This window comes from Streptomyces sp. NPDC007929 (assembly GCF_042959065.1).
In the GTDB taxonomy this organism is placed as follows: Bacteria; Actinomycetota; Actinomycetes; order Streptomycetales; family Streptomycetaceae; genus Streptomyces.
Map to the genome: position 1 here is coordinate 56,582 of NZ_JBIBKD010000012.1, position 14,792 is coordinate 71,373.

General features: G+C 70.8%; 9 protein-coding genes. 6 read left to right on the plus strand and 3 right to left on the minus strand.

Annotation, left to right across the window (positions count from 1 at the left end; translation table 11 throughout):
• The first annotated feature begins 62 nt into the window (after positions 1-62).
• Positions 63-1,691 carry a M1 family aminopeptidase gene (locus ACFZDE_RS33110; RefSeq protein ID WP_391206308.1) on the plus strand — a complete coding sequence of 543 codons (1,629 nt, stop codon included), beginning with the start codon at positions 63-65 and terminating at the stop codon, positions 1,689-1,691.
• Positions 1,692-1,817: 126 nt separating this feature from the next.
• Positions 1,818-3,311, plus strand: a complete 1,494-nt coding sequence (gene hflX, locus ACFZDE_RS33115) for a GTPase HflX (protein ID WP_391206311.1) — start codon at positions 1,818-1,820, stop codon at positions 3,309-3,311.
• 136 nt (positions 3,312-3,447) lie between these two features.
• Here the strand turns inward: hflX and ACFZDE_RS33120 are convergent, their stop codons facing one another.
• Positions 3,448-4,647 (minus strand): trypsin-like serine peptidase, encoded by a 1,200-nt coding sequence (locus ACFZDE_RS33120; RefSeq protein ID WP_391206315.1) that lies wholly within the window; start codon positions 4,645-4,647, stop codon positions 3,448-3,450.
• Between the two features lie 282 nt (positions 4,648-4,929).
• Positions 4,930-6,153, minus strand: coding sequence for a trypsin-like serine peptidase (locus tag ACFZDE_RS33125; protein WP_390994815.1), 1,224 nt, complete (start codon positions 6,151-6,153; stop codon positions 4,930-4,932).
• A gap of 332 nt (positions 6,154-6,485) precedes the next feature.
• Here ACFZDE_RS33125 and ACFZDE_RS33130 point away from each other — a divergent pair, with 332 nt between their 5' ends.
• The 4 genes from ACFZDE_RS33130 to ACFZDE_RS33145 all read left to right on the plus strand — a co-directional run bounded on the left by ACFZDE_RS33130 (position 6,486) and on the right by ACFZDE_RS33145 (position 13,231).
• Positions 6,486-8,036, plus strand: coding sequence for an aminotransferase class III-fold pyridoxal phosphate-dependent enzyme (locus ACFZDE_RS33130; RefSeq protein WP_391206318.1), 1,551 nt, complete (start codon positions 6,486-6,488; stop codon positions 8,034-8,036).
• A gap of 230 nt (positions 8,037-8,266) precedes the next feature.
• Positions 8,267-10,213 carry an IucA/IucC family protein gene (locus ACFZDE_RS33135; protein ID WP_391206321.1) on the plus strand — a complete coding sequence of 649 codons (1,947 nt, stop codon included), beginning with the start codon at positions 8,267-8,269 and terminating at the stop codon, positions 10,211-10,213.
• A gap of 170 nt (positions 10,214-10,383) precedes the next feature.
• A complete protein-coding gene (locus ACFZDE_RS33140) occupies positions 10,384-11,013 on the plus strand; it encodes a GNAT family N-acetyltransferase (RefSeq protein ID WP_390994989.1) in 630 nt (209 codons plus the stop codon).
• 226 nt (positions 11,014-11,239) lie between these two features.
• Positions 11,240-13,231: a helicase C-terminal domain-containing protein gene (locus ACFZDE_RS33145; RefSeq protein WP_391206323.1), complete on the plus strand. Its 1,992-nt coding sequence runs from the start codon at positions 11,240-11,242 to the stop codon at positions 13,229-13,231.
• 204 nt (positions 13,232-13,435) lie between these two features.
• Here ACFZDE_RS33145 and lexA read toward each other — a convergent pair whose 3' ends face one another.
• Complete coding sequence (gene lexA / locus ACFZDE_RS33150) at positions 13,436-14,215, minus strand: transcriptional repressor LexA (RefSeq protein ID WP_390994805.1); 780 nt, start codon at positions 14,213-14,215, stop codon at positions 13,436-13,438.
• Positions 14,216-14,792 lie beyond the last annotated feature (577 nt).

Genomic DNA, 14,792 nt, shown 5'->3' on the forward strand with positions numbered 1-14,792 from the left:
GTTCGGGTGGGACGAAAGCGCGCCGTCCCCGCCGCTCACCCGCGCGCTGATAGCCGTGGGGCATGCTCCTGACCCCCCACAGCCAGGCCGCCACCCCCACTCGGCGGCGCCGCACCGCCGCCATCCCCACCCGGCGGCGCCGCACCGCCGCCGCCCTGCTCACTTCGGCGATCTCCGTCTGCCTCGTCGCCGCGAGCGCCCCCGCCGTCCCGCTCGGCGTCGGCGACCGGCTCTTCCCGTACCTCGGCAACCCGGGCTACGACGTGGCGTCGTACGACCTCTCGTTCACCTACCCGGGCGACAACAGCGAACCGCTGCGAGCCGTGACCACCATCGACGCCTGGACCACCGCCGACCTGGATCGCGTCAACCTGGACTTCGCCCACGGCACCGTCGAGTCGGTCGAGGTCGACGGCGACCCCGCCGAGTTCCGCACCGCCGGCGAGGACCTGGTGATCACACCCGAGGACTCCGTGTCGGACGGCAACTGGATGCGCATCACCGTGCGGCACACCAGTGATCCCCGGCCCCTCGAGAACCGCGAGGGCGGCTGGGTGCGCACCGCGGACGGCCTCGCCATGGCCAACCAGGCAGACGCCGCGCACCTGGTGTTCCCCTGCAACGACCACCCCTCCGACAAGGCGATGTTCACCATCCGGGTCACCGCGCCCGACGGTCACACGGCCGTCGCCAACGGCCTGCCCGCCGGAGTGGAGAAGTCCGGCGGGTCCACGACCTGGACCTACCGCAGCCAGCACCCCATGGCCACCGAACTCACCCAGGTCTCCATCGGCCGCTCCACGGTGCTGCACCGCACCGGCCCGCACGGACTGCCCGTACGGGACGTCGTCCCCACCAGGCACAAGACGGCGCTCGAACCCTGGCTGGAGAAGACCCCCGGCCAGATCGCCTGGATGGAGGGCAAGGTCGGCCGCTACCCCTTCGAGACGTACGGCCTGCTCATGGCCGACGCCACCACCGGCTTCGAACTGGAGACCCAGACGCTCTCCCTCTTCGAACGGGAACTCTTCACCGACCCCGTCTACCCCCCGTGGTACGTCGAGTCGATCATGGTCCACGAGCTGGCCCACCAGTGGTTCGGCAACAGCGTCGGCCCCCGCACCTGGTCGGACCTGTGGCTCAACGAGGGACACGCCACCTGGTACGAGGCCCTGTACGCCGAGGAACAGGCGGACAAGCCGATGCGGGAGAGGATGAAGGCCGCCTACGCCGCCTCCGACCGCTGGCGCGCCGCCGGCGGACCGCCCGCCGCCCCCAAGGCACCCGACCCCGGCCGCAAGACCAGCATCTTCCGGCCCAACGTCTACGACGGCGCCGCGCTCGTCCTGTACGCCCTGCGCCAGGAGATCGGCCGCCCGGCCTTCGAACGCCTGGAACGCGCCTGGGTCGGTCGCCACCAGGACGACACGGCCACGACGGACGATTTCGTCCGGCTCGCCACCGAGATCGCCGGGCGCGACCTGGACGGCTTCTTCCAGGGCTGGCTGTACGGCGAGAAGACCCCGCCCATGCCGGGGCACCCGGACTGGAAGCCGAAGGCTCCCGCCACGAAGGCCCCCGGGAAGCAGGACCGGACCGGGATGACGCCCGCCCGGCACACGGAGCTGACGCCCGCCCGGAACAGGGCGCTGACGCCCGCCCGGAACAGGGCGCTGACGCCCGCGCGATAACACAGTGACGAGACGCCCCGTGCCGTGCGACCATCTTCAGGTCGGCGCGGCACGGAACGCCGGGAATCTCCCGGACCGCCCGTGCGTTGCAGACAGTGAACGGTTTCCCACCTACGTAAGGATCCAATGACCTCCTCTTCTTCCTTTTCCCAGGACTCCAAGCGCTTCGCGCACAGCCACCCCGAGGGTCTTCGGGCCGATGCCCTGATGGAAGAGGACGTCGCCTGGAGCCACGAGATCGACGGAGAGCGGGACGGCGACCAGTTCGACCGCTCCGACCGCGCGGCCCTGCGCCGTGTGGTGGGCCTCTCCACCGAGCTCGAGGACGTCACCGAGGTCGAGTACCGCCAGCTCCGTCTGGAGCGGGTCGTCCTCGTCGGCGTCTGGACCTCGGGAACCGTGCAGGACGCGGAGAACTCCCTCGCGGAGCTCGCCGCCCTCGCCGAGACGGCCGGCGCGCTGGTGCTCGACGGAGTCACCCAGCGCCGCGACAAGCCCGACGCGGCCACCTACATCGGCTCCGGCAAGGCCGAGGAACTGCGCGACATCGTCGTCGAGACCGGAGCGGACACCGTCATCTGCGACGGTGAGCTCAGCCCCGGCCAGCTGATCCACCTCGAGGACGTCGTCAAGGTCAAGGTCATCGACCGCACGGCCCTGATCCTGGACATCTTCGCCCAGCACGCCAAGTCCCGAGAGGGCAAGGCGCAGGTCGCCCTCGCGCAGATGCAGTACATGCTGCCGCGACTGCGCGGCTGGGGTCAGTCGCTGTCCCGTCAGATGGGCGGCGGCAAGGGCGGCGGCCTCGCCACCCGTGGTCCCGGTGAGACCAAGATCGAGACGGACCGGCGCCGGATCCGCGAGAAGATGGCGAAGATGCGCCGGGAGATCGCGGAGATGAAGACCGGCCGCGAGATCAAGCGCCAGGAGCGCAAGCGCCACAAGGTCCCGTCCGTGGCCATCGCCGGCTACACCAACGCCGGCAAGTCCTCGCTGCTCAACCGCCTCACGGGCGCGGGCGTGCTGGTGGAGAACGCCCTGTTCGCGACGCTCGACCCGACCGTGCGCCGGGCCGAGACCCCCAGCGGTCGGCTGTACACGCTGGCCGACACCGTCGGGTTCGTGCGCCACCTGCCCCACCACCTGGTCGAGGCGTTCCGCTCCACGATGGAGGAGGTCGGCGAGTCCGACCTGATCCTGCACGTGGTCGACGGTTCGCACCCGTTCCCGGAGGAGCAGCTGGCCGCCGTGCGCGAGGTGGTCCGGGACGTCGGCGCCACCGATGTGCCCGAGATCGTCGTGATCAACAAGGCCGACGCGGCCGACCCGCTGACGCTCCAGCGACTGCTGCGCGTCGAGAAGCGGTCCATCGCCGTCTCGGCCCGTACCGGCCTGGGCATCGAAGAGCTGCTCGCGCTCATCGACAACGAGCTGCCGCGCCCGTCGGTCGAGATCGAGGCGCTCGTGCCGTACACGCACGGCAAGCTGGTCGCCCGCGCGCACGACGAGGGCGAGGTGATCTCCGAGGAGCACACCCCGGAAGGCACCCTGCTCAAGGTGCGGGTACACGAGGAACTGGCGGCGGAACTCACGCCGTACGTCCCGGCGTCCGCGCTCTGAGCCCGCGCCGGTAGTGCCTTTGAGCCCGAGCCGGTAGTGCCTCTCGGCCCGAGCCGGTAGCGGCTCTCGTACGGCGCGAGAAGGACGCGAAAGGCCCGCCCCCTGTCACTGGGGGCGGGCCTTCAGCATGTGTGGATCACTGACCGCCGTACTTCTTGCTCATGTTCTGGTAGAGCGCCTCGGCGTCCCGGCCCAGCTGCGGACCGGCCAGCCAGGTGTTGTCGGCCGGGCCGATCGACGTGTTGGAGACCAGCACGGACTTGCCGTTCAGGACCCGGAACCAGCCGCCACCGGACGAACCGCCGGTCATGTCGCAGCCGATGCGGTACATCGTCGGCAGGGACGCGCTGAGCGAGAACCGGCCGGGCACGTCGACGCACTTGAACATCTTCAGGCCGTTGTAGGGCGGGGCGGCCGGGTAGCCCCAGGCGCCCATCTTGCGGGACTCGGCCGCGGACGGGGCGGAGAAGTCCACGTCCAGCGCGGCACCGACCGTCTCCTCCAGGGACTTCGCGCCCTGCTCCGGCTTCACGTGCAGCACCGCGTAGTCGTATGCGGCTCCGTCGCCACCGGTCTCCGAACCGCCCTGGATCCACTGGTTCGACGTGGACGCCCAGTTCGCCCACCAGTTGCCGTACGGGGCGATCTCGCGCTGGCCGGCGTTGCCCAGCTCCGCCTCGGACTTACCGAGGTCGTTGTACGCCGGGACGAAGACGATGTTGCGGTACCAGCCGCCGTTGCCCCCGGCGTGCACGCAGTGGCCCGCCGTCCACACCAGGTTGGACTTGCCCGGGTGGTTGACGTCCTTGACGACCGTGCCGGAGCAGACGGCCGGGCCGTCGGGGGAGTCGAAGAAGACCTTGCCGACGGGCGCCGCGTTGCGGTGGTACGGCGTCTTCTCGGCCTGGGCCCTGACGGGTGCCGGGTCCGGGTCGCTGACCCCCTGGCCGGCCGACGCGTCCTTCGTCGTGACCGTCTTGTCGGCCTCCTCGGCGGACTGCATCCGCTCCGGCTTCCAGAGGCCCTCGATCACCGGATTGACGAAGTCCTTGGCGTCACTGAGCCACTTGTCCTTGTCCCAGTCCTTCCAGCCGCCGTCCTTCCAGCGGTCGACGTCGATGCCGTGCTCTTTGAGCTTGCCCGCGAGATCGGCCGGAATCTTGGCCTTGCCGCCGTCCGCGGCTGCCTGGGAACTGCCGGCGTCGGGCTTGTCGCTCGCCGAGTTCTCGGAGCCGTTGCAGGCGGTCGCGGTGAGCGCCAGGGCGGCGACGAGCCCGGTGGCGGCGAGAACGGTGCGCCGCCCGCGCCTGGATGCGGGCGTACGTGTGGAACGCATGGTGCGATGACCCCCGTTGTGCGTACGTGTGTGGTGCTGGTGCTGGTGCTGGTGCTGGTGCGGTGCTGGTTGGTGTTGCTCGTGCGGTGCGCCGGTGCGGGGCGCCGCGTGTGCATGCCATGGGTGCGGCGCGCCGGTGCTCCCACGCGACTCCCCACTATGCCCGTGGAGTTGAGGGCGAACCGGGGTGGGGCGGTGAAGGTTTCCGAGAGCCCCCGAACCGGAACTCAGGAGGGAGCCGCCCGGGGTGCCGCCCCACCGGCGGCGCGATTCAGCGGACGGTCACCGGTTGGCGTACTTCTTGCTGACCGAGTCGTACACACCCTTGGCCACGTCGCCCAGACGCGGTCCGGCCAGCCAGCCCGACGTCACCGGGCCGATCGAGGTGTTGGACACCAGCGCCGGCTTGCCGTCCGGCCCGGTAGCGACCCAGCCACCACCACTCGAACCGCCGGTCATGGTGCAGCCGATGCGGTACATCGTCGGGTCCGACGCGGTGACCGACAGCCGCCCCGGCCGGTCCTGGCAGCGGAACAGCTTCTGCCCGTCGTAGGGCGGCGCGGCCGGGTAGCCGATCGCCGTGACGCTCTTCATCTGCGGCACCGCGGGCGCCTTGAAGTCGACCGGCAGCGCCGCACCGACCATCTCCTCCAGCGACTTGCCGCCGCTGCCCTTCTCCGGGGTCACATGGATGACCGCGAAGTCGTACGGCGCGCCGTCACCGCCCGTCGAACCGCCCTGCTCGATCCACTGGTCCGAGGTCTGCGCCCAGTCGCCCCACCAGACACCGTAGGGGGCGACGTCCTCGCGGGTGGCGTTCTCCAGCTCCGCCACCGGCTTGCCGTCGTCGTTGTACGACGGCACGAACGCGATGTTGCGGTACCAGCCGCCCTTCTTGCCCGCGTGCACGCAGTGGCCCGCCGTCCACACCAGGTTGGACTTGCCCGGGTGCGCCGGGTCCTTCACGACGGTCGCCGAGCAGACCGCCGAGCCCCCGGGGGAGTCGAAGAACACCTTCCCGGCCGTGGGCGCGTTGGCGTGGTACGACGGCGGCACGGCCTGCGCCCGGACCGGCTCGGGCGTCGGGTCGGTCACGCCCTGGTCACCGGAGAGGTCGCTGTCGTCGACGCCCTGGTCGGGCTCCTCGGCCTCCCGCATGCGGTCCGGGTTCCAGAGCCCCTCGATGATCGGGTTGATGTACTCGTTCGCCTCGCGCAGCCAGTCGTCCCGGTCCCAGTTCTTCCAGGCGCCGTCCTTCCACTTGTCGACGTCGATCCCGTGCTCGCGGAGCCGGTCCCGGATGTCGTCCGGGATCCTGAGCTTGCCGTCGTCGGAGGCGGTGGCCGACGCGGAGGCCTCACCACCCGCCTCGGCGTCGCCCGACTCGCAGGCGGTGGCGGTCAGCGCGAGCGCCGAAGCGAGGGCCACCGCTGCCAGCACGGGGGAGTTCCGGCGTCGCGCCCCGCCTCCTCGGCCGGTATGGGACGACGGTCGTGTGGGTCGCATGATCTGACTCCCCCTGGTACGGAACGAACGTGGACGAACCGGCCTTTCGCCCCCGATTCCCGCTGTCCCGCGGGAACTTCGGGGCGACCTCACGGCGTCCGGGAACGGCACCACACACTATGCGGTGCCTGTGGGGGCGATCCGACGGATCAGCAACAGTTCCGTCACGGAAAGGATCTTGAGGCAACCCGTAACCCCGTGAGTGATCCGGGGTTGGTAGCGGATGGGGGGCCTGCTGTCTGGATGCGGTCCTCTGTGCCCGTGCCCAGTGGGAGGTCTTGGAAGCCGTGGCGGAATCCACCTATGGGGGTCGTGCGTCGGAGGAGGCCGCTGTGGGGTGTACGCAGGTGAAACCCGCCGTCGGCGCTGCCGCCGACCCCACCGCCCCCGCCCCGCGCTCCACGCCCGAGGGCCTCTCACGCCGCCAGGGCGCACGCGAACCCGCCGCCCGGACCTACGCCCGCGCCCTGCCGATCGTTCCGGTGCGGGCCCGGGGACTGACCATCGAGGGCGCCGATGGCCGGCGTTACCTGGACTGCCTCTCCGGCGCCGGAACTCTCGCCCTGGGCCACAACCACCCGGTCGTCCTGGAAGCCATCCGCACGGTCCTCGACTCCGGCGCACCCCTGAGCGCCCCCGACCTCGCGACACCCGTCAAGGACGCCTTCCTCGACGAGCTGTTCCGCACCCTGCCGCCGGGCCTCGCCGAGCGGGCGCGGGTGCGGTTCTGCGGACCGGCCGGCAGCGAAGCCGTCGAGACCTCCTGGGCCCTGGCGCGCGCGGCGACCGGACGGAGCGGCCTCCTGACGTTCACCGGAGCGGGACGCGGTGGTACCGCCGGAGTCGGCTGTGGTGGTACCACAGGAGTCCTCGACGACCCGTCCGTGAACTCCCATGACACTCGGGTGACCCGCCTGCCCTACCCGCAGGACTACCGCTGCCCCTTCGGCGTCGGTGGCGAGCACGGAGCCGACCTCGCCGCCCGCTGGACGGAGTCCCTCCTCGGCGACCCGGGGTCGTCCGGGATGCCGCTGCCCGCCGGGATGCTCGTCGAGCCGGTCCAGGGCGAGGGTGGCGTGATCCCCGCACCGGACTCCTGGCTGCGGCGCATGCGACAACTCACCGCCGACCGGTCCGTCCCGCTGATCGTCGACGAGATCCAGACGGGCGTGGGCCGGACCGGCGCCTTCTGGGCCGTGGAGCACAGCGGCGTGACCCCCGACGTGATGGTCCTCTCCAACGCCATCGGCGGCAGCCTCCCACTGGCCGTCGTCGTCTATCGCGACGACCTCGTCACCCGGGAACCCGGCAGCCCCGCCGACGCCTTCCCCGGCAACCAGCTCGCCATGGCCGCCGGCACCGCGACCCTCGCCCACGTCCGCGAGAACGCCCTCGCCGACCGCGCGGCCACCCTGGGAGCGCGCTTGCTGGGTCAACTCCGCCAATTGGCCTCCGATTTCTCGTGTGTAGGGGATGTGCGGGGGAGGGGGCTGATGATCGGGGTCGAGTTGGTGGATCCGGACGGGGAGGGGGAGTGGGGCTCCGCGGGGGCGCTCGGGGCTCCCGCCATTGCCGATGTTGCCGCAGCTCCCGGGGCTCCGGGGGCTGCGGAGGGCGGCGTGCCAGGGTCGGTGGGGTCGGTGACGCCGGGCAGTTGGCACCGGCCGCTCCCCGCCGCCCCCGAACTGGCTGCCGCGGTGCAGCGGGAGTGCCTGCGGCGCGGCCTCATCGTCGGACTCGGCGGTCGTCACGCGAGCGTCGTGCAACTCCTCCCTCCTCTGACCATCACAGACGAACAGGCTGCGGCCATACTGGAACGCCTCGCCGACGCGATCCGGGCAGCGGTCCGGTGCCGAGGGGGTGGCCCGGCAACCGCACCGTGACCGGCGAGAGCGGGCGGTGGCGTGGGATTCCACGCCGTGCTGGGGGGGGGAGCGCCGGGGCACTGGCCGACTCCTCGCCCCGCCGGTGGCCGAACGCCCAAGTCCGGTCCGAACACGTCTGCCCGCTGCGCGACTTGCCGCCCTCTCGGGCCCTGCCGAGCCGAGTGAAGCCCCCTCGGTCCGCCACCCCCCTAACCGCCTGATCCGGAGCACCCCATGAGGTACCTGTCGTGAACGCCACGCCCCACCCCGAGCACCACACACCGACGGATGGTCAAGGTTCCGTCGGTACCCGGTCGCCGGGGACGTCGCCGGACCAGCGAATCCCTCAGCAGCGGCCGGCCTTGGAACCTTTCCACGGGCTGTCCGAAGGCCCCGACAGCGACCCTCTGGAGCATCCCGACCCCCACACCGTCGCCCAGGCCGCCGCCGTGGAGAATCTGCTCCGCTGCTGGGTGCGCGAGACGGACCAGCCCGCCCCGGCTGACGGCGTCCTGCGCATCCCCCTGCCCGCCAGCGGCACGGCTCTCCTCGCGCCGGTCCGCTACTGGTCCCCGACGGGCTGGCACCGCTTCGACCCTCCTCGTCTCGCTGATGCGCCCGACCACGCCCCACCTGCCGACGCCGTCACGATCGCCGCCCTGCTCACACGGGAGGCGTCCTCAGACGGCTCGGCCGTCAGCCCTGCTCACAACTCCCTCCTCGTCGCCGGCGTTGCCGACTCGGTCCGCCGGGTCGCCGGTTTCGTCGAAGCCCGCCGGCAAGCCCCGGCCGACGGACCCGACCTCTTCTTGTCCGCGGAACAGGCGCTGGTATTCGGACACCCCCTGCATCCGAGCCCCAAGAGTCGCGAAGGCCTCTCCGACACCGAAGCCCTGTCGTACTCACCTGAGTTGCACGGCTCCTTTCCCCTGCACTGGATGGCTGTCGCTTCCTCCGTTCTCGCCACCGACTCCTGCTGGACCGAACGCGGGCGCCCCGTCGCCGCGCCCCGGCTCACCGCCCGCCTCGCCGGTACCGCACCGGCGCTGCCAGAGGGGTACGCCCTCCTGCCCCTGCACCCCTGGCAGGCACACGAGATCCGTCACCGTGCGGAAACCGCTGCCCTGTTGGACGCCGGGCTGCTCCGTGACCTCGGCAGCCATGGTCCTCCCTGGCACCCCACCTCCTCCGTTCGAACCGTCTACCGCCCCCATGCCCCCGCGATGCTCAAGCTCTCGCTCGGCCTGCGCATCACCAACTCCCGCCGTGAGAACCTCCGCAAGGAGCTCCACCGCGGCGTCGAGGTCCACCGCCTCCTCCGAAGCGGCCTCGCCCAGCAGTGGCGAGCCGCGCACCCGGGCTTCGACGTCGTCCGGGACCCGGCCTGGCTCGCCGTGGACACCCCCGACGGTGTCCCGATGCCCGGACTCGACGTGGTGATCCGTCACAACCCGTTCTTCCCCTCCGACGACGTCTCCTGCGTCGCAGGCCTCCTCTCGCCGCGCCCGTGCTCCCCGACCCCGCTGGAGGGTGCCCCGGGTCGTACGGGGACGCACGGCCCGGCCCTACGGTCCCGGCTCGCCGACGTCGTCACCCGCCTTGCCCGCCGTACCGGTCGGCCCCGCGGCGCTGTCGCCGCGGAGTGGTTCCTGCGCTATCTCGCACACGTGGTGCGACCCGTCCTCTGGCTTGACGGTGAGGCCGGCATCGCCCTGGAGGCGCACCAGCAGAACACCCTGCTCCTGCTGGACCCCGAGGGCTGGCCCACGGGCGGTCGCTACCGCGACAACCAGGGCTACTACTTCCGTGAGTCCCGGCGCGCGGAGCTGGAGGCCCGACTGCCCGGCATCGGAGAACGGAGCGACACGTTCGTCCGTGACGAGGTCGCCGACGAGCGGCTCGCGTACTACCTGGCGGTCAACAACGTGCTCGGCCTCATCGGCGCGTTCGGCGCCCAGGGGCTGGCGGACGAGCGGCTGCTGCTCGCCGCCTTCCGCCGCTTCCTGGGTGACGTGGCCTCCGGCCCGGCACCGCTGCGCACCTCGCTACCGGCCCGGTTGCTCGACTCGCCCGTTCTGCGCTGCAAAGCCAACCTGCTGACCCGGATGTACGGCCTCGATGAACTCGTAGGCCCGGTCGACACCCAGTCCGTCTACGTCACCATCGCCAACCCCCTGCATTCCCGAACACCTTGATCGTCCCGGACCGTAGCTGACCTGTCTCCCTTCTCCCTGAGGACAAGCCCCACCCCCTTTGAGAGGAGCGTTCGGTGCCTCCCGCCGACCCGATCGCCGAAACCGGTATCGCCGTCCCTGCTCTGGCCGACGTGCCTCGCGGTGCCGGGTCCCGATCCGGCTCGCCGGAAATCGGCAGGGGTGGCGACGAGGACTCGGCGCCACGCTCTTCCCCGGTTCTCTGTCGTGACGACCTCCTTGACCACGTCGCGCAATGGGGCCCTGTCGACACACCCGCGGGAGGGTTCCACCTCGTCCCCGTGCGCCTCGAACGCGACCTTCCGCTCATCTGCCGCTGGATGAACGACCCCGCCGCCGCGGCGTTCTGGGAACTGGCCGGACCGTCGGCGGTGACGCGGAACCACCTGCGGGCTCAGCTCGCCGGCGACGGGCGCAGCGTGCCGTGCATCGGTGTGCTGGACGGACAGCCGATGAGCTACTGGGAGATCTACCGGGCGGATCTGGACCCGCTGGCCCGTCACTACCCGGCCCGGCCTCACGACACGGGAATCCACCTTCTGCTCGGTGGGGTCACGCATCGTGGGCGCGGTCTCGGGGGTCTGCTGCTCAGGGCCGTGACCGATCTCGTCCTCGCGCAGCGCCCTTCTTGCACACGTGTCGTCGCTGAACCCGACATGCGCAACACCCCCTCCGTAGCCGCATTCCTGACCGCCGGCTTCCGGTTCTCCGCCGAGGTCGACCTGCCCGCCAAGCGGGCCGCCCTCATGGTCCGAGACCGGTCACTCCGGCATCTGCTGTAGCGCTGTGTCACCGCGCCATCACTCATTGAACGCGGGCCGTCCCGCCGCAGTTCCCGCTCGCCGTCCGAAATTTCTGAGCAGTTTGCTCACAGCCATGGCCGCTCCGATTCTCACCGAGGACCGCGATCTTGATCATGCCTCCGTCCCCGCCTCCGTCCCCGCCCCCGCCTGCTGGCCCCGGCGTGATCGCCCGTTTGTCAGTGCAGGGTCGTAGGGTGGTCGCGCTATGACGAAGCCCTCACTCTCCGAACTCCTGCATGCTGCCGTCACTGCCGTCGGCGGTACGGAGCGCCCCGGTCAGGTGGCCATGGCCGAAGCCGTCGAGGAAGCGATCGACGACGGCTCCCACCTGCTGGTCCAGGCCGGCACCGGCACCGGCAAGTCGCTGGGCTACCTGGTGCCCGCGCTCGCGCACGGGGAGCGGGTGGTCGTCGCGACCGCCACCCTGGCCCTGCAGCGCCAGCTGGTGGAGCGTGACCTGCCGAGAACGGTCGACTCGCTGCATCCCCTGCTGCGTAGACGCCCGGAGTTCGCGATGCTCAAGGGACGGTCGAACTACCTGTGCATGCACCGTCTGCACGAGGGGGTTCCGCAGGACGAGGAAGAAGGCCTCTTCGACCAGTTCGAGGCCGCCGCACCCACCAGCAAGCTGGGCCAGGACCTGCTCCGGGTGCGTGACTGGGCCGACGAGACCGAGACCGGCGACCGTGATGACCTCACGCCGGGCATCTCGGACCGTGCCTGGGCCCAGGTGTCTGTGTCGTCGCGGGAGTGCCTGGGCGCCTCGAAGTGCGCGTACGGCGCGGAGTGCTTCGCCGAGATGGCTCGCGAGCGGGCCAAGCTCGCCGAGGTCGTCGTGACCAATCACGCGCTGCTCGCGATCGACGCCATCGAGGGGGCCCCGGTCCTCCCGCAGCACGAGGTGCTGATCGTCGACGAGGCGCACGAGCTGGTCTCCCGGGTCACCGGAGTCGCCACCGGCGAGCTCACTCCTGGCCAGGTCAACCGCGCGGTGCGTCGCGCCGCCAAACTCGTCAACGAGAAGGCCGCGGACCAGCTTCAGACCGCAGCCGAGGGTTTTGAGCGGCTGATGGAGCTGGCGCTGCCAGGCCGTCTGGAGGAGATCCCCGAGGATCTCGGATACGCCCTCATGGCACTGGGCGACGCGTGCCGCACTGTCATCTCCGCGATCGGCGCGACCCGCGACAAGTCCGTCCAGGACGAGGACGCCGTCCGCAAGCAGGCCCTGGCCTCCGTGGAGAACGTGCACGACGTGGCGGAACGCATCACGAACGGCTCCGAGTGGGACGTCGTCTGGTACGAGCGCCACGACCGCTTCGGTGCCTCCTTGCGCGTCGCCCCCATGTCCGTCTCCGGCCTGCTGCGGGAGAAGCTCTTCGCGGACCGTTCCGTGGTCCTCACGTCCGCGACGCTCAAGCTGGGCGGTGACTTCAACGGTGTGGGTGCCTCTCTGGGGCTGTCCCCGGAAGGCACCGAGGGCGACGACGTCCCCCAGTGGAAGGGCATCGACGTCGGCTCGCCCTTCGACTACCGCAAACAGGGCATCCTCTACGTCGCCAAGCACCTCGCCCGCCCCGCGCGGGACGGCGACCGTGCGGACATGCTCGACGAACTGACGGAGCTGATCCAGGCGGCGGGAGGCCGAACCCTCGGCCTGTTCTCCTCGATGCGGGGAGCCCAGCTGGCCGCCGAAGAGCTCCGGTCCCGGATCCCCGAGTACCCGATCCTCCTCCAGGGCGAGGAGACGCTGGGCGAGCTCATCAAGAACTTCGCGGCCGATCCGAAGACCTGCCTCTTCGGCACGCTGTCGCTCTGGCAGGGCGTCGACGTCCCCGGATCCAGCTGTCAGTTGGTCGTCATGGACAAGATCCCGTTTCCGCGTCCGGACGACCCGCTCATGAGTGCCCGGCAGAAGGCCGTGGAGGACGCGGGTGGCAACGGCTTCATGGCGGTCGCCGCCACTCACGCCGCGCTCCTCATGGCGCAGGGCGCCGGCCGGCTCGTCAGGGCGTCGGGGGACCGAGGTGTGGTGGCCGTCCTCGACCCGCGTCTGGCGACAGCCAGGTACGGGAGCTATCTGAAGGCGTCACTGCCCGACTTCTGGTTCACGACGGACCGTAACCAGGTGCGGAAATCGCTGGCCGCGATCGACGCTTCTGCCCAGCAGGCGGCAGCCGGGCAGCCGGACGACGTATGAGCCGTGGGGTTGGCCTGCGGCTCGGTCGCAGGCCAACCCCACAGCTCACCCGCACGAACACGCGATCTCATTCGGCCCTCGAGCAACGCAAGCCTTCGAACAGCGCAGGGCCCGAACAGCGCAGGGCCCCGGAACCGGCGCAGAGGTCCCGGGGCCCGGTCAGAGGGCGGGCCCGAGTGGGCCCGCCCGACGCGGTGCGCGCTGTCAGACGCGCCGCAGAACGGCCACCACCTTGCCGAGGATGGTCGCGTCGTCGCCCGGGATGGGCTCGTAGGCCGCGTTGTGCGGCAGGAGCCAGACATGGCCGTCCTCGCGCTTGAAGCGCTTGACGGTGGCCTCGCCGTCGAGCATCGCGGCCACGATGTCGCCGTTCTCGGCGACCGGCTGACGGCGCACCGTGACCCAGTCGCCGTCGCAGATCGCGGCCTCGATCATCGAGTCACCGACGACCTTCAGTACGAACAGCTCACCGTCGCCGACGAGCTGGCGGGGGAGGGGGAAGACGTCCTCGACGGACTCCTCGGCGAGGATCGGGCCACCGGCGGCGATGCGGCCGACCAGCGGCACGTACGACGCGGCCGGCTTGCCGGTGGTGTCCGTGGGCTGCACCGAGGCGGCCTGGTCGGAGCCCCGCACCTCGTAGGCGCGCGGGCGGTGGGGGTCGCGGCGCAGGAAGCCCTTGCGCTCCAGCGCCATCAGCTGATGGGCGACGGAGGAGGTGCTGGAGAGGCCGACGGCCTGACCGATCTCGCGCATGGAAGGCGGGTAGCCCCGTCGCTGCACGGAGTCCCTGATGACCTCGATCACGCGGCGCTGGCGATCGGTGAGTCCCGAGCTGTCCGCCCGGATGCCGGGAGGTCGGCCCGGCAGGGAGCGCTTGTGCCCCTCAGGGTTCGTGGCTTCGTTCATCGCATGCACCGGCTCTAGTCGGCCCTGGGAGCGGTCCTGGGCAGTAATGGCGGCACTGTCTGCGGTGGTGGTCACGTCGGCCCCTCTCGATGGTCTCCCTGCTGGACAACGGTAGTTGCTTTCGAAAGGTTGCGCCAAACACACGTTCGAGTGAAAAATCGCGAATCACCGGACGCGATCATGTGTCCGGGTGTATTGGCGGCCGCGCCACCTGGCGGGCAAAAGGGCCCATTGCTGTACTCTTCACCGCCGGGGTGATCACTCGTGGACTGGTGCCCCAGTCTGCCATCCGGCATTCCCCTGCCCCGGGACCAGCCCTCATCTGTGCGGGAGTCCCACGTCCCCTCCCCGCGGCGCCCACGGTATCTCCGCATGTGCTGCGGCGATACGGCTGTGCAGAAACGGATCTGCCCGTGTCCCCGGGAAGCCGTCGCGGCGGCGCCTGCGCCGGTGCGCGGGGCCGGTGGGATCCGGCCGGTCGTACGCCACCGGCGCCTACGCGTGCGACACGCGGGAGTGGTGTCGATGTATGAGCCAATCCCCACATCTAGTGGTTGGATTGCATCAGTAGCCCAGAAGTTGTGGTCCCCCGGGTCTCGAGGCTCATGGTCATCGCCTATGCTTGGGGCTGCTTCGTGGGGCGCAAGAGGCC

Coding starts and splice junctions, on each gene's coding strand:
- ACFZDE_RS33145 (WP_391206323.1), top strand. CDS start 11,240: ATGACGAAGCCCTCACTCTCCGAACTCCTGCATGCTGCCGTCACTGCC.
- ACFZDE_RS33120 (WP_391206315.1), bottom strand. CDS start 4,647: ATGCGTTCCACACGTACGCCCGCATCCAGGCGCGGGCGGCGCACCGTT.
- ACFZDE_RS33110 (WP_391206308.1), top strand. CDS start 63: ATGCTCCTGACCCCCCACAGCCAGGCCGCCACCCCCACTCGGCGGCGC.
- hflX (WP_391206311.1), top strand. CDS start 1,818: ATGACCTCCTCTTCTTCCTTTTCCCAGGACTCCAAGCGCTTCGCGCAC.
- ACFZDE_RS33125 (WP_390994815.1), bottom strand. CDS start 6,153: ATGCGACCCACACGACCGTCGTCCCATACCGGCCGAGGAGGCGGGGCG.